Source organism: Candidatus Methanocrinis alkalitolerans (assembly GCF_029167205.1).
GTDB lineage: Archaea > Halobacteriota > Methanosarcinia > Methanotrichales > Methanotrichaceae > Methanocrinis > Methanocrinis alkalitolerans.
In genome coordinates this window covers 1-18039 of the sequence record NZ_JARFPL010000020.1, presented here as the reverse complement: position 1 = coordinate 18039, position 18039 = coordinate 1, and the positions used below count along the sequence as shown (strand labels likewise).

22 protein-coding genes and 2 pseudogenes are annotated in these 18039 nt (G+C 57.9%); 11 read left to right on the top strand and 13 right to left on the bottom strand.

Annotated features, from left to right (window positions below):
- Positions 1 to 83 precede the first annotated feature (83 nt).
- From P0O24_RS07515 to P0O24_RS07500, 4 genes are all read right to left on the bottom strand, one after another.
- Positions 84 to 1478 carry a B12-binding domain-containing radical SAM protein gene (locus P0O24_RS07515; protein ID WP_316969128.1) on the bottom strand — a complete coding sequence of 465 codons (1395 nt, stop codon included), beginning with the start codon at positions 1476 to 1478 and terminating at the stop codon, positions 84 to 86.
- On the bottom strand, positions 1475 to 2329 hold the full coding sequence (locus tag P0O24_RS07510) for a hypothetical protein (protein ID WP_316969127.1): 855 nt from the start codon (positions 2327 to 2329) through the stop codon (positions 1475 to 1477). The genes P0O24_RS07515 and P0O24_RS07510 overlap by 4 nt, the downstream gene beginning before the upstream one ends.
- A 16-nt stretch (positions 2330 to 2345) precedes the next feature.
- Positions 2346 to 2795: a lamin tail domain-containing protein gene (locus P0O24_RS07505; RefSeq protein WP_316969126.1), complete on the bottom strand. Its 450-nt coding sequence runs from the start codon at positions 2793 to 2795 to the stop codon at positions 2346 to 2348.
- Positions 2796 to 2970: 175 nt separating this feature from the next.
- Positions 2971 to 3426: a lamin tail domain-containing protein gene (locus tag P0O24_RS07500; protein WP_316969125.1), complete on the bottom strand. Its 456-nt coding sequence runs from the start codon at positions 3424 to 3426 to the stop codon at positions 2971 to 2973.
- 226 nt (positions 3427 to 3652) lie between these two features.
- Here P0O24_RS07500 and P0O24_RS07495 point away from each other — a divergent pair, with 226 nt between their 5' ends.
- Positions 3653 to 4105: a PPC domain-containing DNA-binding protein gene (locus P0O24_RS07495; RefSeq protein ID WP_316969124.1), complete on the top strand. Its 453-nt coding sequence runs from the start codon at positions 3653 to 3655 to the stop codon at positions 4103 to 4105.
- A gap of 3 nt (positions 4106 to 4108) precedes the next feature.
- Positions 4109 to 5944, top strand: coding sequence for a YgiQ family radical SAM protein (locus tag P0O24_RS07490; RefSeq protein WP_316969123.1), 1836 nt, complete (start codon positions 4109 to 4111; stop codon positions 5942 to 5944).
- Between the two features lie 343 nt (positions 5945 to 6287).
- On the opposite strand, the gene P0O24_RS07485 is transcribed toward P0O24_RS07490, so the two are convergent.
- On the bottom strand, positions 6288 to 6602 hold the full coding sequence (locus tag P0O24_RS07485) for a ribonuclease P protein component 4 (protein WP_316969122.1): 315 nt from the start codon (positions 6600 to 6602) through the stop codon (positions 6288 to 6290).
- 63 nt (positions 6603 to 6665) lie between these two features.
- On the opposite strand from P0O24_RS07485, the gene P0O24_RS07480 reads away from it, so the two are divergent.
- The gene (locus tag P0O24_RS07480) at positions 6666 to 6953 is read left to right on the top strand and encodes a hypothetical protein (RefSeq protein ID WP_316969121.1); all 288 of its coding nucleotides are present in this window, start codon (positions 6666 to 6668) and stop codon (positions 6951 to 6953) included.
- A gap of 21 nt (positions 6954 to 6974) precedes the next feature.
- On the opposite strand, the gene P0O24_RS07475 is transcribed toward P0O24_RS07480, so the two are convergent.
- A complete protein-coding gene (locus P0O24_RS07475; RefSeq protein ID WP_316969120.1) occupies positions 6975 to 7508 on the bottom strand; it encodes an XTP/dITP diphosphatase in 534 nt (177 codons plus the stop codon).
- Between the two features lie 164 nt (positions 7509 to 7672).
- On the opposite strand from P0O24_RS07475, the gene gatD reads away from it, so the two are divergent.
- From gatD to cofC, 6 genes are all read left to right on the top strand, one after another.
- Entirely contained in the window at positions 7673 to 8917 is a 1245-nt protein-coding gene (gatD, locus tag P0O24_RS07470) for a Glu-tRNA(Gln) amidotransferase subunit GatD (protein ID WP_316969119.1), read from the top strand.
- A 122-nt stretch (positions 8918 to 9039) separates the two neighbouring features.
- Positions 9040 to 9555: a 50S ribosomal protein L16 gene (locus tag P0O24_RS07465; RefSeq protein WP_316969118.1), complete on the top strand. Its 516-nt coding sequence runs from the start codon at positions 9040 to 9042 to the stop codon at positions 9553 to 9555.
- 21 nt (positions 9556 to 9576) lie between these two features.
- Positions 9577 to 10203: a translation initiation factor IF-2 subunit beta gene (locus P0O24_RS07460; RefSeq protein WP_316969117.1), complete on the top strand. Its 627-nt coding sequence runs from the start codon at positions 9577 to 9579 to the stop codon at positions 10201 to 10203.
- A 16-nt stretch (positions 10204 to 10219) separates the two neighbouring features.
- Positions 10220 to 10453 (top strand): hypothetical protein, encoded by a 234-nt coding sequence (locus tag P0O24_RS07455; protein ID WP_316969116.1) that lies wholly within the window; start codon positions 10220 to 10222, stop codon positions 10451 to 10453.
- Positions 10454 to 10477: 24 nt separating this feature from the next.
- On the top strand, positions 10478 to 11224 hold the full coding sequence (locus P0O24_RS07450; protein WP_316969115.1) for a coenzyme F420-0:L-glutamate ligase: 747 nt from the start codon (positions 10478 to 10480) through the stop codon (positions 11222 to 11224).
- 9 nt (positions 11225 to 11233) lie between these two features.
- A complete protein-coding gene (cofC, locus tag P0O24_RS07445; RefSeq protein WP_316969114.1) occupies positions 11234 to 11914 on the top strand; it encodes a 2-phospho-L-lactate guanylyltransferase in 681 nt (226 codons plus the stop codon).
- A gap of 16 nt (positions 11915 to 11930) precedes the next feature.
- Here cofC and P0O24_RS12550 read toward each other — a convergent pair.
- The 6 genes and pseudogenes from P0O24_RS12550 to P0O24_RS07420 all read right to left on the bottom strand — a co-directional run.
- A pseudogene (locus P0O24_RS12550) lies at positions 11931 to 12089 on the bottom strand (DUF3795 domain-containing protein); the annotation flags it as partial.
- A gap of 91 nt (positions 12090 to 12180) precedes the next feature.
- Positions 12181 to 12684 carry an amino acid-binding protein gene (locus P0O24_RS07440; RefSeq protein ID WP_316969113.1) on the bottom strand — a complete coding sequence of 168 codons (504 nt, stop codon included), beginning with the start codon at positions 12682 to 12684 and terminating at the stop codon, positions 12181 to 12183.
- 163 nt (positions 12685 to 12847) lie between these two features.
- Complete coding sequence (locus P0O24_RS07435) at positions 12848 to 13948, bottom strand: AAA family ATPase (protein ID WP_316969112.1); 1101 nt, start codon at positions 13946 to 13948, stop codon at positions 12848 to 12850.
- 204 nt (positions 13949 to 14152) lie between these two features.
- Entirely contained in the window at positions 14153 to 14503 is a 351-nt protein-coding gene (locus tag P0O24_RS07430; protein ID WP_316969161.1) for an ArsR family transcriptional regulator, read from the bottom strand.
- 79 nt (positions 14504 to 14582) lie between these two features.
- Positions 14583 to 14888 carry a hypothetical protein gene (locus P0O24_RS07425; RefSeq protein WP_316969111.1) on the bottom strand — a complete coding sequence of 102 codons (306 nt, stop codon included), beginning with the start codon at positions 14886 to 14888 and terminating at the stop codon, positions 14583 to 14585.
- 600 nt (positions 14889 to 15488) lie between these two features.
- Positions 15489 to 16046: a hypothetical protein gene (locus P0O24_RS07420; RefSeq protein WP_316969110.1), complete on the bottom strand. Its 558-nt coding sequence runs from the start codon at positions 16044 to 16046 to the stop codon at positions 15489 to 15491.
- A gap of 139 nt (positions 16047 to 16185) precedes the next feature.
- Between P0O24_RS07420 and P0O24_RS07415 the strand changes: the two genes are divergently transcribed.
- Both P0O24_RS07415 and P0O24_RS07410 read left to right on the top strand, forming a co-directional pair.
- Positions 16186 to 16593, top strand: coding sequence for a hypothetical protein (locus tag P0O24_RS07415; RefSeq protein WP_316969109.1), 408 nt, complete (start codon positions 16186 to 16188; stop codon positions 16591 to 16593).
- Between the two features lie 182 nt (positions 16594 to 16775).
- On the top strand, positions 16776 to 17219 hold the full coding sequence (locus P0O24_RS07410; RefSeq protein ID WP_316969108.1) for a hypothetical protein: 444 nt from the start codon (positions 16776 to 16778) through the stop codon (positions 17217 to 17219).
- Positions 17220 to 17527: 308 nt separating this feature from the next.
- Here the strand turns inward: P0O24_RS07410 and P0O24_RS07405 are convergent.
- A pseudogene (locus P0O24_RS07405) lies at positions 17528 to 18039 on the bottom strand (transposase); the annotation flags it as partial.

Sequence of the window (18039 nt, the reverse complement as noted above, 5' to 3'; positions counted from 1 at the left end):
ACCGTGTCGATGAGTTGTGGGGCGGGGTGAGACCCAAAACATCCAATCCGCAGAATTTGCGGGGCCCATTTGCGGGCCCCGTTCTACTTCATCAGCCTTAATATGCCATCGGTTACGGCCTCAAAGGGCGAGAGGACCAGGGGGGCGCCCCGGCCCAGCCGTCTCCTGACTCCGAACTGGAGATCGCCCTTCAACTTCGCAAACCTCATCTTTCTCTTGGAGAATTCGCCGTCGAAGATGGCGCCCCCATCCATCGGGGGATCGAGAGAATCGATCTTCTCCCTCACCCTCTCATAAAGAACGGTTCCTGGGAGGGGGTGAGGTGTGGTGAAGGAGAGGTAGTCGAGGGGGAGGCGGGTTGCAAACCTTATGGTCTCGATGACCGTATCGTCCGTCTCACCGGGATAGCAGAGGATGAAGAAGGCTCCGGTCTTGAGGCCTGCAGACCGAGCCGCCGAGATCGCTCTTTGCGCCTCTTGGACCGTTATCCTCTTTTTCATGAGCTTGAGGATGGGATCAGACCCGGACTCGATGCCGAAGAGGACCCTCTCACATCCCGCCCCTCTCATGGCTGACGCTACTGTCGGATCGATCGAGTCGACCCGTCCTAGACACTCCCAGCGGAAAGAGAGCCTTCTCTCCCGGATCCCCTGGCAGATATCCAGGACCCGATCCCTGTGGAGGGTGAAGACGTCATCGGCGAAGTGGATGTGGTCGTACCCGAGGTCCAGGGCGACTTCCACCTCATCGAGGACGTTTTCTGCGGATCGTTCTCGATAAGATATCCCGAAGACCGGTCGGCTGCAGAACTCGCAAGCGAAAGGGCAGCCTCTGGTGGTGATGACGGCGGTAGAGGCTCTGCCGAAATGGCTTTTCCAGTATCGTATGTAGTCATCGTTAGCAAAGAGGTCTCTAGCAGGAAACGGGATGCAGTTCAGGTCTTGCAGGTGAGGGCGCTGCTCTGTGGTGACGACCTCGTCCTCGAGATCTGTGAGGTTCTTATTGCCCTGTTGAGGATCGCCTATAGATCCCCAATTCCTATCCCGACGATAGGCGATCCCCTTCACTGCCTCAAGGTCGGTGCCCTCCTCCTGGGATTTTAAGACCTCCAAAATCGTCTCCTCCCCCTCGCCGATCACCGCGATATCGAAAACATCCAGGAAGGGGACCGGATCTGAGGAGGGCTCTGGCCCCCCCGCTACTAGCAGCTCGGTTCGATCTCGAAGGAGCCTCGCAAATCCGAGCGCATCGTCTCGCATAAAGATCATGGAGTAGATCCCCACCACCTCAGCCCTCGAGGCGATCGCCCTCCGGCGAGCTTCATCCCGTTCTAAAAATGTACAGTCCAGGAGGTTGACCCGGTGGCCTGCCTCCCGAAGGCTCGATGCGACGTAGCCGAGGCCCAGAGGAGGGAAGAGGAAGCTCGATTTCTTCCGGCGGGGCTTGAAGTGGGGATATATCAGAAGGACTGATGTCATGGCGATCCTCCAACTTCAATTTTGTACTCAAGATCCTTCCCCTCTGGCATGGAGACCACGTGGGCGAGGCCCGCCCATGCGAGGCGGCCGGGGATCGCTTCTCGCCCCCGAAATAGATCCGCGCCCTCGGTCCTCCATAGCCTGAACGAGAGGCCGTGGCCTGTATCGATGAACTCTCCCCAATCCGCCCCGGTCCTCTCCCACGAGCCGATCTCCTCACCGGAAATGTCCATCCCCTCTGAATCGATGTAGCGATCGAAGCTCTCGGACCCCTGCTCGTTCATCACCGCCATCTCTGTGCACCCCTCCGCCTTCGGCCAGCATCTCACCAGGACGTCGATCAAGCCTTCCTGGGATATGGTGTAAACCACCTGTGCCCTTCCGACGGAACCCGTCTGCACAAGCCTCGTCTCCACCGAAAGTCCTCTCCTGAATAGGGCTGATCCGAGGCGGATTGCGCGCCTCAGGGAAGGACGGTCTCTGTGGAGGCGGTCGACCCTTCCTTTGGCACGGCAAAGCAGGTCGGTCTTGATCAATCTATCTCCCAGGGCAAGTCTGCTCACGAGATTGATGTCGTAGTCGACCTTCACCACCGCAAGATCTCCTTTTGTCCATGAACTCGACTCGGAACTTCCAGGAAAGGCCGCGTCGTCCCCGAACTTGAGAACTGGGACCCCGAACCCCACCCCCTCCTCGGAGAGGTCTTCGCCCTTCAAGGAGATGACTAGCCCCTTCTCGATCTTTGAGGTGGGATACCCCTGAAGGCCCCCCCGGCCGACGATGAGGGTCAGGTCCTTCGATATCTCGACCCCGGGAAGAAGGAGTTCTGGCGTCTCTTTCGGTGAGTTCATGATTCTGGTCCAAAGGTTAAGAATTTGGAGAATTGGGGACGTTTTTGGTCCCCTTGCCGAAGATCCAGTCTGACCTCTGGTCCGCGTCGAATCCGTTGGGATGGCGGAAATATGTGAAGAAGTTGTCGCTCTGGTCGCTGAGAAGGGGGGTCTTGTCCGCCTCCGACCCGTCCTCTCTCTTCAGGATCACCGTTCCTCTCCCGGTGTTGTGGATCCAGCCTCTATCCCCTTCGGCGACGTAGAAGCCGCCGGGGGGGACGACCGTATCCTGAGGTATCTTCATGATCCCGGTCCAGGTGGGATCACAGTCCACGATCCAGACGGTCCAGCGGCTTATAGAAACCTCCTCTCCGCCGTTGTTATAGAGCTCCACCCACTCGTTACCGTCGCCGGAGGGGTCGAGCTCCACCTCGTTTATCACCACAGCCCCAAGGCCCGGAGAGGATATCGCCAAGACCGCCAGCAAGGATGTCAACGCTCCCCATGAAATTCGGATCATCATAAGATCCATCTCTCAGCCGAAAATACGGATCGTCCGAAGAATACGGACCGTCCCGGACCTTGCCATCCAGGGCGAAGGGTCCGGGGCGGTTTTTGTGGATCACCCATCATTTCGTTCCGGTCTTTCCCAAAAGGAGCCATCAGGCCCTTATGGAGAGGAGGTTCTCCGACCCTGGGGTGGCCTTCATCAGCTTCCAGTCCGACTTCTGGTCGGTGTCGACGCCGTTGGGGTAGCGGCCGAAGGTGAAGTCGCTATCGCCGTCGTCGGTCATGAAGTGGGTCTCGTCGACCTTGAACCCCGAGGCGTTCACCAGGACCACGGTCCCGCTCTCCTCCTGCCCCCATTGGGCCGAGCCCTCGGCTACAAAGTATCCCTTCGCTGGGATGATCGTGCCGTCGCGGATCGGCATAAGGCCGTTCCAGGGCGGGTTGACTATGGATACGACCCATCCGGAGACGTCCACGTCATCTTCGCCGTTGTTGTAGAGCTCGACCCATTTGGTCCCGTTTCCGAGGGGGTTCAGCTCCACCTCGTTGATCACCATGGCGCTTGCGCCGATGGCGGAGAGGGCCACGATGCAGAGCGCGAATATCAATATGTTTGATTTAGTTTTGCTCATAAATATCCCCCACATGTCTAAAAGGTTCCGGAAGGTCCGGAAGCCTGTCGGCAGGAAATATCTTCCGGGTAGATAACGGTGTCGATCGTGATGATCCATCGGATTCAAGGGAAGATCGTAGGCATCCTCCGATCGTCGACGATATCTCCTGACTGCTTCCATGTCAAGGTTTTATTACGTTCCTATCCTCATATCAGTCTTCATGGAATACTCTGAGGGAAGGCTCGGCAGGGTCTTCGTCATCAGGCTTGAGGATGGCGAGGATCTGATCAGCTCGCTGGATCGATTTTTGGCGGAGAAGGAGGTCGCCTCCGGGACGATCCTCTTCCTCGGAGCCCTCCGGCGGGGGCGGCTGATCGCGGGACCCCGGGAGCCGACGATACCGCCGACAAGCCCCTTCGTCGAAGATCTGGAGGGGGGGTGGGAGACCTTCGGCGTCGCCACCATCTACCCGGGGGGAGGGGGAGAGCCGAGGGTTCACATCCACGCCTCCGTCGGCAGGAGCGATAAGGTCCTCACCGGCTGCCTCCGGGAGAGGGCCGACACCTACCTGGTGGTGGAGGCGGTGGTATTCGAGATCCTCGGCCTTGGGGCAAGAAGGCTTTTGGACGAGAGGTCGGGTCTCTGTCTCCCGGTCCTGGAGGAGAGGTTTTAGGTTATGAGGAGAGATCTGAGGGAGAGGGCGAGACGGGGGGGCTCGCCGCCCCTCCCCGTCTCCATGGAGGAGGGGAAGCGCCGGGGCGTCGACCGGTTCGACGTCATCCTCGTCTCCGGGGACGGTTACGTCGACCACCCCTCCTTCGGGGTGGGGGTCATCGGCAGGGTCCTGGAGGACGCTGGATACGCCGTCGGGATCATCCCCCAGCCAGACTGGAGGCGGGACGAAGATCTCTCTGCCCTGGGGGCCCCCCGGCTCTTCTTCGGCGTCGCCTCCGGCAACGTCGACTCGATGGTGAACAACTATTCGCCGAAGAGAAAGAGGCGCAGAAGGGACGTCTACTCCCCCGGGGGGAGGCTCCTGCGCCCCGACCGGGCGGGTATTGTCTACGCCGACAGGGTCCACGCCCTCTTTCCCGACGTGCCCCTCATCCTCGGCGGGATCGAAGCCTCCCTCCGGAGGTTCGCCCATTACGACTTCTGGTCCGACTCCGTCCGCCGCTCGATCCTGGCGGACGCCCCGGCGGATATGATCGTCTTCGGGATGGGGGAGAGGCCGATCCTGGAGGTGGCCTGCCGTCTCTCCTCTGGCGATGCCGTCTCCGAGATCAGGGACGTCCCCGGGACCGTCGTAAAGATGGGGGTGCGGGAGTGGAGAGGATCCGACCACCAGGGGCTGCTCGAGATCCCATCCTTCGATGAGGTGGCGAGGGATAAGAGGAGGTACGCAGAGGCCTTCCGCCTCCACTACGGAGAGCAGGACCCCATTTTGGGAAGGACGGTAGCCCAGCCCCACCCCAAGACCGTCGTCATCCAGAACCCGCCGGCGCTCCCCATGACGACCGATGAGCTCGACCGGGTATACGAGCTCCCCTACACCAGGGAGGCCCATCCCTCTTATCGGGAAGAGGTACCGGCTCTCGAGCCGGTGAGGTTCTCCATCACCACCCACCGGGGTTGCTTCGGATCCTGCTCCTTCTGCGCCCTCACCCATCACCAGGGGAGGATAGTCCAGTCCAGGTCCATCGACTCCCTGGTGAGGGAGGCGGAGGGGCTCACAAAGCTCTCCGGATTCAAGGGGGTGATCCAGGACGTCGGCGGCCCCACCGCCAACATGTACGGGATGGCGTGCAGCCGCTGGAAGACCTCAGGGGCCTGCGCCGACAGGTTCTGCTCTTCCGACTGCCCGACCCTCGCCGCCGACCACGAAAGGCAGCTGGAGCTCCTCCGCCGCCTCAGGGAGATCCCCGGGGTGAAGCGGGTCTTCGTCAGCTCTGGGATCAGGCACGACCTCGTCCTGAGTGACGAGACCCCTGCGGGGACGGAGTACCTCCAGACCCTCGTCAGCCACCACGTCTCAGGCCACCTGAAGGTGGCGCCAGAGCACGTCTCCGACCGGGTCCTCCTGGCGATGAACAAGCCCCCCAGGGCCGCCCTGGAGGAGTTTCGCAAGAGGTTTGTCGCCGCGAGCCGGGAAGTGGAAAAAGAGCAGTACCTCGTCCCCTACTTCATCTCCGGCCATCCCGGCTGCGAAATTAAGGACATGGTGGAGCTGGCCGAGTACATCCGGGACCACCGGCTCTACTCCGAGCAGGTCCAGGACTTCACCCCAACGCCGATGACCGTCTCCACCTGCATGTACTATACAGGCATCGATCCCTTCACCCGAAAGCCCGTCCACGTCCCCCGGGGCAGGGAGAAGGAGATCCAGAGGGCGCTCCTCCAGTACCGGGATGGGAGGAACTGGCCCCTCGTTCGGGAAGGGCTCAGGGGTGCGGGCAGAGAGGATCTCATCGGCGACGGGCCGAATTGTCTCGTCCCCGCCGAAAGGCGATGAAGGTCTCCAATCCCAAGCCCCGTCTCCTCTCAGGAGCTACTCGTCTTCTACGAACCTGAAAGGCAGAAAGAGCGCCTTGAACCCGAGCAAAGAGGTCAAAAGCAAGAGGAACGCTCTGGATGCCATTATGTATTCGGGAGGCCAATAGCCCGGCTCGCCCATTATCCCGACCGAAGATGTCAAGATCCAAGGCAGATCCCACAAATTCGAGGGCGTCACATCCCACCTCTAACGCGTCCGCTTATTGTATATCCTCTCCAGACATATTAAAAGCGTTCGGCCGTCGCTGAGGTGGTGACGGGGCGGATGGTGCCATCGGGGGGGGGTGCGCCGCCGTTCTCAGTCACCGGGGCCTTCGGTAGGGGTACCTCATCTGTTCTCCGCACTCAGTGCAGGTTATCGTCAGGACTCCGTCCCTCAGCCTCACCCGGGTCCTCTGGGGTGTGAGGTAGCACCGACATCCCTTGCAGATCTGCCTCTTCAGCCGTCTGGGGATCCGGACCCTCATCCTCATCCCCATCCTCCTGGCGAGGGCAGCGTACCGGTCGCTCCTCTCGGGGTGGAGGAGGTGCTCCTCCTCGGCGAGGAGAAAGAGCTTCTCGATCCTCTGCCTCGCCAGATCCCTCGCCCTGTAGTATCCTTTCTTCCTCCTGGCCACGGGTATAGCCTCATCACCGGTCGGTATAAAAGATATACTATTTCTAGGGGCGAAGAGATCTCCATGACGATGCCTGTAAAGTCTCCAAAGAAAGGGCCGACAGCTCCCCCGGAGATATCTCCGGAGATGAGGGAGTACATAATAAAGAGCTTCTCAGAGCTTCGGTTATGCACCACCTGTGAGGGGCCGATCCTCCTCCCGGTGAGGCTCAGCCCCCCAAAGCCGATGGACCAGAAGGTCGATGTGGGGGGGAGGGCCCTCTACATCTCCGCAGTCCAGGCTCCCCGGATAAAGAGGATCGACAGCAGCATGCTCCCCCGTTGCGCCCTCAGGAAGGGTCGGAAGTGCTGAAGGGCGATCTTTCGGGAGGGGTCACCGGGAGGATAGCCAGCTCTCCAGGGCCCGGATCGATCTGCCCCGGTGGGAGATGCTGTTCTTCTCGGATAGGTCCATCTCGGCGATCGTCTTATTTCCCACCTCGAATATCGGGTCGTACCCGAACCCCCCCGACCCCCGGGGCTCGGTGGCGATCTCACCCTCCAGCTCTCCTGCGAAGACGACCGGCTCTCCCCCCGCCTCGGCGTACGCCACCACAGATCTGAACGCCGCCCTCCGATCTTCGATCCCCTCCATCAGCCGGAGGACCCCGTCGTTACCTATGGTATCGAAGACGTAGGCGGAATAGACCCCGGGAAAGCCCTTCAACCCATTGATGAAGAGCCCTGCGTCCTCGATCATCGCGGGACTCGCCAGCTTCTCGGCGACCTCCCTGATCCCGAAGGCCGCCACCTCCTCGAGGGTATCGGCCTGGATCTCGACGTACCCGATGTTCCTCTGCTCCACCTCTCCCAGGATTTCCTGGGCCTCTTCGAACTTTCCCCTGTTTCCGGTGACGAAATAGATCATCTCTCCTCCACCTCTCCCCACCTTCGATCCGGCTCGTATTAATCGGCTTTCGTTCTTTCTTCTATCTAGTGGGCCTCTTCCGTCCGGTCGTCGGTCTCTGAGGGGAACGTTTTTCACCCGGGGGATAAGACCCTCCCCGAAAGAAGAGAGGAGCTGATGCGGCGATGCTGGAACTGGGGGACAGAATAGCGGTCACAAAAGACGGCGTCCGGCGCGAGGGGGTTCTTATGCCCTCCGTCTCCGGCACCGTCGTCATAAAGATGGATAGCGGCTACAACGCCGGATTCGATCCGGAACGGTCCGATGTGGAGCTGGTGAGGAAGGGGAAGGCACCGATGGTTCCGCCGCCACCCCCCCTCCTGCGCCGTGAGGGTCTCCCGAAGGTCTCGATCCTCTCCACCGGGGGGACGATCGCCAGCAAAGTCGACTACAGGACCGGAGCGGTGACGAGCCAGTTCTCGGCGGAGGAGATCATATCATCGATCCCGGAGCTCTTGGAGATCGCCAACTACGACGGGCGGGTGATCTACAACATCTTGAGCGAGAATATGAAGGCCGAGTACTGGCAGGTCCTGGCGAGGGCCGTCGGATCGGAGATTGAGAAGGGGGCGGAGGGGGTCATCGTCACTCACGGGACCGACACCATGACCTACACCGCCGCAGCCCTCTCCTTCATGATCAAAACCCCGGTTCCAGTCGTCCTCGTCGGCTCCCAGCGAAGCTCCGACCGGCCCAGCAGCGACGCCGCCATGAACGCCATCTCTGCGGCCGCCGTCGCGACGAGCGATATCGCGGAGGTGACGGTGGTGATGCACGGGACCACCAGCGACGACTTCGCTTTAGTCCACCGGGGAACCAGGGTCCGAAAGATGCACACCTCTCGAAGGGACGCCTTTCGGAGCATAAACTGCCACCCCATCGCGAAGGTCAGCTATCCGGATAGAGAGATCGAGGTTTTGGGGGGCCACCGGAGGAGAGGCGAGGCAGCTCTGGAGGTCAACGACGGTCTTGAGTCGAGATGCGCCCTCGTCAAGTACTTCCCAGGAGCGAAACCCGACCTCTTCGAGCATTACATAAACTCTGGTTACAGGGGGATCGTCCTGGAGGGGACGGGCCTCGGCCACGTCGCCTCCGACTGGATAAAGACGATAAAGTCCGCGACAGACGCCGGGGTTCCCGTGGTCATCGCCTCCCAGTGTCTCCGGGGTAGGGTATGCGATCGGGTCTACGATACGGGGAGGGACATCCTCGCAGCCGGGGGGATCGAGGGCGGGGACACCCTCCCGGAGGTCGCCCTGGTGAAGCTGATGTGGGCCCTCGCCAACACATCCACCGTCGAGGAGGCGAAGGGGTTGATGAAGGTCTCCCTGGCGGGAGAGATATCTTCCTCGACGCCGACGACGGTGTAAAAGTCGAACCCGTGGGGATTCGCAGGAGGGCTCTGGTCCCCGTCCCTTTTGCTTCCCCCCAACGCTTATAAACCTGATAGATATATTAGGCTGGCTCAAGATTACTTTGGAGGAATTCAGTTTTGGCACGTAAACCAGCAAGCATGTACAGAAGACTGGAGCGCCCCTACACCAGAAGGAAGTACATGGGAGGCGTTCCGGGAAGCAAGGTGGTCCACTACGACATGGGCAACCTCAACACCGAATTTCCGGTGACTCTGACCCTCGCCGTCAAGGAGCCCTGCCAGATCAGGCATACGGCTCTCGAGGCTGGGAGGATCACCGCCAACCGTTATCTCATGACTTACGTCGGAAGGCTCAACTTCCACCTGAAGCTGAGGGTCTACCCCCACCAGGTCCTGAGGGAGAACAAACAGGCCACCGGCGCTGGGGCGGACCGGGTATCAAGTGGGATGCGCCACGCCTTCGGAAAGGCCGTCGGCACCGCCGCCAGGGTTGACGCGGACCAGAAGGTATTCTCCGTCAGCACAACGCCCCAGAACCTCTCTCATGCCAAGATGGCGCTGCGGAGAGCAGGACACAAGCTTCCCACCCCTGTCTACATGGTAGTCGACAAGGGTGCCGAGCTTATCAAATAATTGAGGTTGATCGGTGTTTTGATGGAAGACTACATGAAAGGGCTCGAGCGGGCGATCAGCAGGCTGCCCGCTTCCAGGGGCACTGAGGATCGGTTTGTGATACCCCCTCCCAAGATATTCTACGAGGGCAAGACGACGGTCCTCGAGAACTTTGCCGGCATCGCCGATGCCCTCAACCGGGACCCAGACCACCTGATGAAGTTCATCCTCCAGGAGATGGGGACCGCAGGAAAGATTGAGGGTCAGCACGCCGTATTTCAGGGGAGGTTCACGGAGCAGAACCTGGAGCGTCACATCGACTCTTACGTCCAGGAGTACGTCATCTGTTCGGAGTGCCACAGGCCTGACACCCAGCTCATCAGAAGCGATCGGGTCCTTATGCTCAAGTGCGAGGCCTGCGGCGCCCATCGTCCCGTCAGGAAGAGGAAGACTAAGACGGTCGTTCCCAGGGACGTCATCGAAGAGGGGGAGACCTACGAGCTTCGGATCGACTCGGTGGGGAGGAAGGGCGACGGTATCGCCCGGGTCGACAAGTTCATGATCTTCGTTCCGGGGACCGCCAAGGGTGACATAGTTCGGGCGAAGATCAAGAAGATCAGCGGAACCCTCGCCTTCTCGGAGATCGTGGAGAAGAAGGGGTCATCGTGATGGGAAGAGATGGTGCATGGAGCCGAAGGTAACCCTTTCCTTCACGGACCGGCACCTCTACCTGATGGAGTTCTTCCCGGCGGACTACTGGAGGCCCTTCGCCGATAGCTACAACTCTCTGCCCTGGGAGGAGAGGAGCGATGAAAGGCTCGCCATCGTCGCCGAGAACTACTCCTACCTCCTCGACCTTCTCGTCCATGCGAGGCTCTACAACCTGAGCAGAAAGCCTTACGAGGAGCGGTTCAGGTAGAGTGTAGCCGCCCAGGAGCCGATCTTGGCAGAGCCGGTCTGCTTCCATCTGGTGAGGGATCTTCCCGCCTTCAAAGAGGGGGACGACCTGGTGGGGATGATCCTGGAAAGGTTCCCCCTTCGGGACGGGGACGTCGTATGCATCGCCTCCACCGTCGTCTCCAAGTCTGAAGGGAGGACGAGGCGGCTCGAGGATTATACCCCATCGTCGAGGTCGATGGAGATCGCAGAGCGGCTCGACAAAGACCCCCGGTTCGTCGAGGCGGTCCTGGAGGAGTCCCAGGAGGTTATCTTGGAGAGCCCCTTCCTGCTGGTGGCTACCCGTTTCGGCCACGTCGGGGTCAACGCCGGGATAGATCTGTCCAACGTCGGGGGTGAAAGGATCCTCCTCCTCCCCGAAGACCCCAAGGCCAGCGCCGATCGGATCAGGAGGGGTCTACAAAATGACTGCGCCGTCATCGTCACCGACACCTCCGGAAGGCCCTTCCGATGCGGCGTCGCCGGCGTCGCCGTGGGCTGGTCGGGGATAGCAGCCCTCCGGGACTGGCGGGGGGAGAGGGACCTGGAGGGGAGGGAGCTTGAGATCACCCTTGAGGCGATCGCGGACGAGATCGCTGGGATGGCGAACTTCCTCATGGGTGAGGCGGGAGGCGGGACTCCCGTCGTCGTAGTCCGGGGACTTTCATATCCGAAATCCGGCGGCGGGATATTTAGGCCGAGGGAGCTGGACGTCATCAGGGCCCGCCTCCAAGAGAGTGAGTCGAGATCTTAAAGAGATGTCATGCGGTCGATAAAAGTAGTCATACCCTTCAAGCTCGACTGCGCCAAGAGCAGGCTGTCGCCGGTCTTATCTTCGGCCGAGAGGCAAGATCTAGCCCTGGCGATGCTGGAGGATGTGATCGATGCGGTATCGGGGTTGGGAGATGTGACGATCTTGCTGAAAGACCCGCCCTCCGAACCCGGCACCTTCGACCGCCTGATATCCCGGCCGGGGATCCATTCTCAAATCGATATCCTCGATTGCCCCCTAGAGCTCGATCCAGCCCTGAACTTGTTGATCGAGGCCGAGGTGAAGAGGGGCTGGCCTTCGGACCTCTTGATCGCCATGGCGGACCTTCCCCTGATGACCCCCTCCGATCTGGAGGAGATGGTGGGGACCCCCGGAGACGTGGTGATCGCTCCGGGGAGAGGGGGCGGAACGAACCTCATTCTGATCAGAAATCCGAAGTTCAGGGTCAGCTACTACGGATTGAGCTTCTTAAAGCACCTCCAGATGGCAGCGGACCTAGGCCTCTCGGCCGGGGTCTTCGAGTCGTTCCGGTGCGGATCGGACGTCGACGAGCCCTCGGACCTGGTGGAGGTGATGATCCACGGCCGGGGCAGAACCCCGGAGCTCCTGAGGAGCCTCGGCTTCTCGCTCTCCGGGGTGAGAGAGAGGTCGAGGGCGGAGATCTCCCGGTGAGTTGGGGCAGGGGGCTCTAACCTGAGATGTACTGGCAGAAGCCGAAGCTTATCGGCCCCGACCCCGTCGTCTTGCAGGGGAATTCGGAGCAGGAGAAGCAATGGCTCACGCCCTTATTCGAGGCGCAGGTCGATATCTTGCAGAACTCATTCTTTCTGGGCAGGCAACCCGCCTCGCCGTTGGGACATGCCCCCCTTCAACCTCCGGGGGCCGATCTCGCAGGGAACTGCGCATACCCCGATCAGCATCGTCCATCATCCTCTGCCCTAGTATACCGTCACCCTCCTGACGCCGTTGATGTCCATGAGGAGCCGGACCAGCTCCCCGGGGATCTTCGCCTCGGTGATGATGGTGAGCTTGGGCTGCTCCACGAAGAAGGGGTCGTCGGAGACCGCCTGTCTTATGGATAGGCCGTACTCGGCGACGGCGCTCGCCACCTCGCCCAAGAGGCCGGTCTGAGCAGCGTCTACGGGGGTGATCTCGATCACCCCCAACCCCACAACGGGGGCCACGTCGGCGAGGAACGTCATCGATCGGACGTTCTTGAAGATCTTCCAGAGGACCTCGTCCTCGACGATCGCCGCGGCGGTGGTGTCCACGACCCTCCTGTCCACCTCCAGCTCTTTTGCGATCTGGGCGTGGGGTATCTCGATCCTTCCCGAGATCACCCTTCCCCGCTCGCTCACCTGAAAGCCTCGCTCCAGGATCAGCCTTACGACCTTCTCCTGGGCGGGGTAACGCTTGAACTTAGCCAGAATCTCCCGCCACATATCATCGCCATTCTGAAGGGTATTGGACTAATCTGTACAAAAGCCCTTTCCTCATCGCCGGACCGTCCTGCTGAGATATGGATTTGGCCGTAAGGAAGAAGGGATTGAGGGATGGACGGGGGCGTGGATGGAATCGAGAGAAGAGGACTGAGGGGGTCTTCCCTCAGGAGAACATCTCGGCGGGGGGATCTCTCGTCTCCTTCTTCGCCTTCGCCACCGTCTCTTCAAGGTGGCGCTGCTCGATGGAAACCTCGTCGATGATGGCGCCGTGGACGGCGGCCTTCAGGACCTTCTCCACCAGGTCGCGACCTGAGAACCCCTCGGTGAGCCTGGCGAGGGCCGCGAGGTTCAGAGCGCCCAACTCCACAGGGAGGGTCTGGACGTTCGTCTCCAGGATCGCGAGCCTCTCCTCGGCGTTGGGGAGGGCGAACCTGATCTCTTCTTCGAACCTGCTCCTGATGGATTCGTCGAGGAATTCTATCTTGTTGGTGGCTGCGATGGTGCAGACCCCCTTTCTCGAGTGGATCCCGTCCATCTCCGTCAGAAGGGCGTTGACCACCTCAGAGACGTCGCCCCTGAGGTCCTGGTACCTCCTGTCCAGGGCGATGGCGTCCAGCTCGTCGATGAATATTATGCAGGGGGCCATCTCCTCCGCTCTTTTGTAAAGGCTGTGGATCTGCCTCGACCCCTCACCGACGAACTCGCCTATGAGGGTCGTCGCCTTTATCGGGATCATGGGAACCCTCGTCTCCCCGGATAGGGCTTTTGCCATCATCGTCTTTCCGGTGCCCGAGGGGCCGTAAAAGAGTATATTCCTGGGAGCCCATTTGCCGAAACGCTCCGGCTCTGTGAGGAACTTCTCCACGATCCTCATCTTCCTCCTCGCCTCCGTCTGGCCGACTACGTCATCGAAGGTGACATCGCTCTTGATCTTGGCTTCCTCGGACTTCTTCCTCTCCACCACGATCCTGGTATCGGACCCCACCACCGAGACGTGAGGATGGGCCCTCAACACTTTGAAGGCGAAGTCGGGGTAGAGCCTTCGATCAAAGAGGTAACACCCCGGCCTCACCAGCTCGCCGTACCACTGCTCTCGGGCGTAACGTTCGAAGAGACGGGGGTCGGCGACCTCTGGGTAATCCTGAAATACGCTCTTCAACGGATACCCTGCTGGTCTCAGCAGGACGTATCTGGCTCCCGAGGTCCTGCTCCGCTCCAGCTTGCCGCCATGCTCCTTAGTACCGGTCTTCTGGATCGATCGCACGCCTCAAACTCCAGCCCGAAGATAGTTAAATGTATTGGCTCCGGCATCTGGACCGCGGGTCTCGGTGCGGTCCGCTCCTCTGCTGGAATCGTCCCCCCTCCCTTTCCGGCGGTGACGGCTCTCTTCGGCCGAAGGGGGCACCTGCGAATCGATTTTTCGTGCATACCGGCTACTCCTGCCCCTCTCATGAACAGAGCAAGATGACTATACCATCTCTTTGAGCTTCCGTATGTTCTCCATCGCGTCGGCAAGTTCCCGCAGCTTTTCGTCCTCGATCCGCTTAATGATATCGCTTAGGGGGGTGTTGAGGGTATAGACTGCTGAGGGCCGGCCCTTCCCTCCGGTCTTGACCTCCCGCTCATCTATCCAGTTTGCGCCGCGGAGACCTCGCATCGCTATGCTCACCTCAGGCTGTCTCAGGCCCGTAGCCTGTTCGATCTCTCTTGATGTCGTCTCGCCGGCGCTTCCCAGGTACGTGATGAGAACGGCAACGTTCCGCTGCATCCCCAGACTTTGGAGTATAAAAACGAACTCTAGATCCTCGTCGTCCAGCACCTTCAAAGTGCTATCCATCATTTTGATCACCGCCGAGATTTTTGAGGATATGGTGGGGGGGTGCATAGTAGAGTAGAGATCACCATCGTTTAACCTCCACCTTCCCCTTCTCGGGATCGTCCTCGTATTCTATGGAGGATATGCCACCCTTGAAGACGATCAGTTTTTTGCCCTGGCCGACGATGAGGAGAAGCTCGTAGTCGTTGTAGGCCTCAAGCACCCCTTTTATGGGACGGCCGTCCATCATCCGGATCATGATCGGCCTTTTGAGGATCTTCGGCAGGAACTGAGGCGGTCCGCCCCCCTTCGTCTCGACCTTGGAACCTCTCTTGGTGGCCGAACCACGATCTTCGGCACCATCGTCTCCGTTGACGTTATCGCTCATCGCATGCTCCCTCCCAAAATAAAAGGCGCTACAGAGATATATATTTTTTGACTTCTAAAATCTCATAGGCATAAATAGGACATATACCATAATGTTTAAATAGTATAGATGCGTAGTAGTAGTTTGCCCACCTGTAAAATGCGGCCTTCGTGGACGTCAGAAGGTGGCGACACGGCCAAGCCCAACGGTGCCGAGGCGATCCGTAATGTGGCCCGGCGAAAATTCGAAAGGAGTAACGTCCTTTCGCATCCAAAATGTTAAAGGGCTCGGTTAAAGCCGGTTAACAGGTGGGCACAATATATTCACCTTTGTGCTTATCTTTTCAGATATATTTCATGTAAAATTGTAACTATTCAGCTATACCGAATCGCCCGCATGATGCTGACTTTGATTATAACGGTATGCCGATCAACAACTTGCACCAAAATGAAAAACGATATCCAATGCCGAGGTTACTTGAAGTTAGCTTTCTGGAACTGGCCACACGAGATCTCTAAGAGCGGGTCTGATGATGCTGTTTGCGGTGGGCTGAATAGTTACCGTAAAATTAAGATTTATCCGCGAGGATTTGGGCCCTCGCGGATCTCGATCCCTGGGATCTTATCCAGTCTTCGCCATCAGTACCGTGTTATTCTGAGATAGGAGCTCTTTGGTGATCTGCCATCTCACCGTATCTCCCTTCACGAAGGGGGTGTTGGCTATGATGATCTCATCTGGCATCGTCAACGTGATCGTCATGACCACCTCGTTCCTGTCGGCTCCGACGATCTCTTCGGGGCTGAACATCGGGTCGAGATGGAGCCCGAACTCGTAGGATCCGTCCTCCGCCTTCCAGGTTGCGCCCCTTATATCCGTCACCGGGACTTTATCCTTGGCGGTCCACTCGTAGACGATGTATTCAGTATAATCCTCCTCAAAGGTGCGGCTGCTGCTATCATAGTTGGTGTTCAGCTCCGGTATCAGCTGCTGGACCTGCCATGACAATTGATCCAGTTCGGATCCGGCCTGAGACTTGTCGGCGATGGCGCTGAAGTTGACCTGGGCCATCCCCCCCTCATCGATGACGATCTCCTGGGTGGACTGGATACATCCGGAGAAGATCGCAATAGAGAGGACGACCGCCAGGATCGAAGCCGTTTGTTGGGATTTAATAACCAATTCGAACCCTCCTGTGGAGGTTTAATCCAGCGGGGATATTAATTATTTTGGTCGTCGGTTCCGATGTCGATACTGATCGTTTCCTCCCATCGGATATGTTGTTATTACATATTTGAACTCTCTTGCGAAAGGATTATTTATGGGAAACGAGATAAGCCGTTTGGGGTGGAAGATCGTGACAGATTGGCCCGTAATCCTGCTCATCCTGGAGGGGATACCCTTCCTGGCGTTCGTTTACTATCTGGACCACAAGAAGAAGATGTACCTATTGGAGAGGGGAGGGGCGGATCGGGCGAAGGAGGAGTCCCTGGACGTCAGGCTTGAGAGGCGTCTATCCAGCGGCCTGTTCCTCTCTCTCGCGGGAGCCACCCTGATATTCTCGCCGAACCTGGCCGGGTTTGCAGGGCTTGAAACCGCCCTCACCTTCGAGCTTCTCCTCATGGGTATCGTAGTCCTATGCTCCGGCCTTGCCATGCTCCTGGGATACGGAATCATGAAGGGGAGGAAGATCTACTCCGCCTCCGAAGGCGTTCTGGAGTTCAAGTGACCCCGGAACTTATTCGAAGATCCAATCTTCTCAATCTTCTCTTCTCCTATTTTATGTGAGATAAGAGCCAAAGAAGGTCTTTGCTGGGCCTCTTGTCTTGAGCTGCAAAAAAAAACCGGTCGTGTGCTTGTATGACTGAATAATTTATATATTACCGCCTCCAATTATGATTGGGTGTAGCGATGGAGGAAAAGTTGGATTTATCTAAATTCTGGTGCTGGGAGGAGGATTGCCTCGATTATGGGAGAACCGGTGCTGGAAATATATTTTTGAAAGAACAATACGGGAAGGATAATAGAGCTCTTCTCAAGTGCAGGACCTGTGGTCATTGCTTCAGCGAAACTCGCGGAACGCCGTTCTTCGGCTTAAACACATCGATAGATGAAGTCTGCCGAACTTTGGCGCTGATTCCCGAAAAAGGAAGCATTCGCGGTGCAGCTCGGGCATCCGGCTATAGCATTAGCACAATCTGCAGGTGGATAGATCTCGCTGGCAAACACTGCAAAGAAGTGAATGATTATTATTTGAAGAATCTCCGTCTCGATCGCGTGCAAGTAGACGAGATATGGTCATATATAAAAAAAGGAGAAAAACGTCGATGCCAACGATTCGAAAGAGTACGGTGATATTTATAGTTTGACTGCAATTAAACCTGATACAAGGCTATTCTTAAGCCATTGTGAAGGAAAAAGAACCGCAGAAGATTGCACCAGACGGCACTATCTAGAAATCGAGTGATATTCAGCTTTCGGGAACAAAATGCCGTTTTACTTTATCTCCATATCTCTAAAGTTTTCGCGAGAATTGGGTGAAATCTAAATTATCGCACAATATAGTTAATCAATAAAACAATAAAATTTACTAAATTAATTTAGAATCATATGGCTTAGGCTAATCAATTGATACTGTTGCAGATTTTTATATTAAAAATCTATTATCCTGTATCAAGGAAAGGAATGAACATTAAGAACGCTTCGAGTAACGTTTTTTGAGGTCTTTCGAAGATACCCGCCCTCTTCATGGCAGAGAGCTTCATTTGATCTTCAATCCCCGATGTCTTTAACTGTCTCTTCCTATGAGTCTTTAGGCTTGTAGAATAGTAATTTTCTATGGCGTTGTTTGTGGCCGGGGCACCGTCCACGAAGTAAAAAGCTGTAAGATTCGGCCACAGCTCTTCGATTTTTCTCAACCTCTTCTTCACGGCCATCTTGAACGAGTCTATTCTGTCCATCATATTATGAAAATTATTTAATGCGTCGTTATAAGGTCTCTGTTCCAGGTTCAGGTTCTTTCTTCTGCGTTTGAGTTCAAGAGCATGAACGAAATCCCGGAATTTACACCTTGCCTCCCATAGCCATCGCTTGTAATCGCTCTCGTCGCCGATCTTCATAATATGTTCTTCATCCGCCATCGACCGAAGAAACTCGAGCTCAAGCTCACGATTGT

What these genes read in the sequence shown, in the direction of transcription:
- P0O24_RS07440 (WP_316969113.1), bottom strand. Translation starts at nt 12,684, where the DNA reads ATGTGGCGGGAGATTCTGGCTAAGTTCAAGCGTTACCCCGCCCAGGAG.
- cofC (WP_316969114.1), top strand. Translation starts at nt 11,234, where the DNA reads ATGCGGTCGATAAAAGTAGTCATACCCTTCAAGCTCGACTGCGCCAAG.
- P0O24_RS07480 (WP_316969121.1), top strand. Translation starts at nt 6,666, where the DNA reads ATGACGATGCCTGTAAAGTCTCCAAAGAAAGGGCCGACAGCTCCCCCG.
- P0O24_RS07425 (WP_316969111.1), bottom strand. Translation starts at nt 14,888, where the DNA reads ATGAGCGATAACGTCAACGGAGACGATGGTGCCGAAGATCGTGGTTCG.
- P0O24_RS07510 (WP_316969127.1), bottom strand. Translation starts at nt 2,329, where the DNA reads ATGAACTCACCGAAAGAGACGCCAGAACTCCTTCTTCCCGGGGTCGAG.
- P0O24_RS07495 (WP_316969124.1), top strand. Translation starts at nt 3,653, where the DNA reads ATGGAATACTCTGAGGGAAGGCTCGGCAGGGTCTTCGTCATCAGGCTT.
- gatD (WP_316969119.1), top strand. Translation starts at nt 7,673, where the DNA reads ATGCTGGAACTGGGGGACAGAATAGCGGTCACAAAAGACGGCGTCCGG.
- P0O24_RS07515 (WP_316969128.1), bottom strand. Translation starts at nt 1,478, where the DNA reads ATGACATCAGTCCTTCTGATATATCCCCACTTCAAGCCCCGCCGGAAG.
- P0O24_RS07410 (WP_316969108.1), top strand. Translation starts at nt 16,776, where the DNA reads ATGGAGGAAAAGTTGGATTTATCTAAATTCTGGTGCTGGGAGGAGGAT.
- P0O24_RS07490 (WP_316969123.1), top strand. Translation starts at nt 4,109, where the DNA reads ATGAGGAGAGATCTGAGGGAGAGGGCGAGACGGGGGGGCTCGCCGCCC.
- P0O24_RS07455 (WP_316969116.1), top strand. Translation starts at nt 10,220, where the DNA reads ATGGAGCCGAAGGTAACCCTTTCCTTCACGGACCGGCACCTCTACCTG.
- P0O24_RS07415 (WP_316969109.1), top strand. Translation starts at nt 16,186, where the DNA reads ATGGGAAACGAGATAAGCCGTTTGGGGTGGAAGATCGTGACAGATTGG.
- P0O24_RS07475 (WP_316969120.1), bottom strand. Translation starts at nt 7,508, where the DNA reads ATGATCTATTTCGTCACCGGAAACAGGGGAAAGTTCGAAGAGGCCCAG.
- P0O24_RS07460 (WP_316969117.1), top strand. Translation starts at nt 9,577, where the DNA reads ATGGAAGACTACATGAAAGGGCTCGAGCGGGCGATCAGCAGGCTGCCC.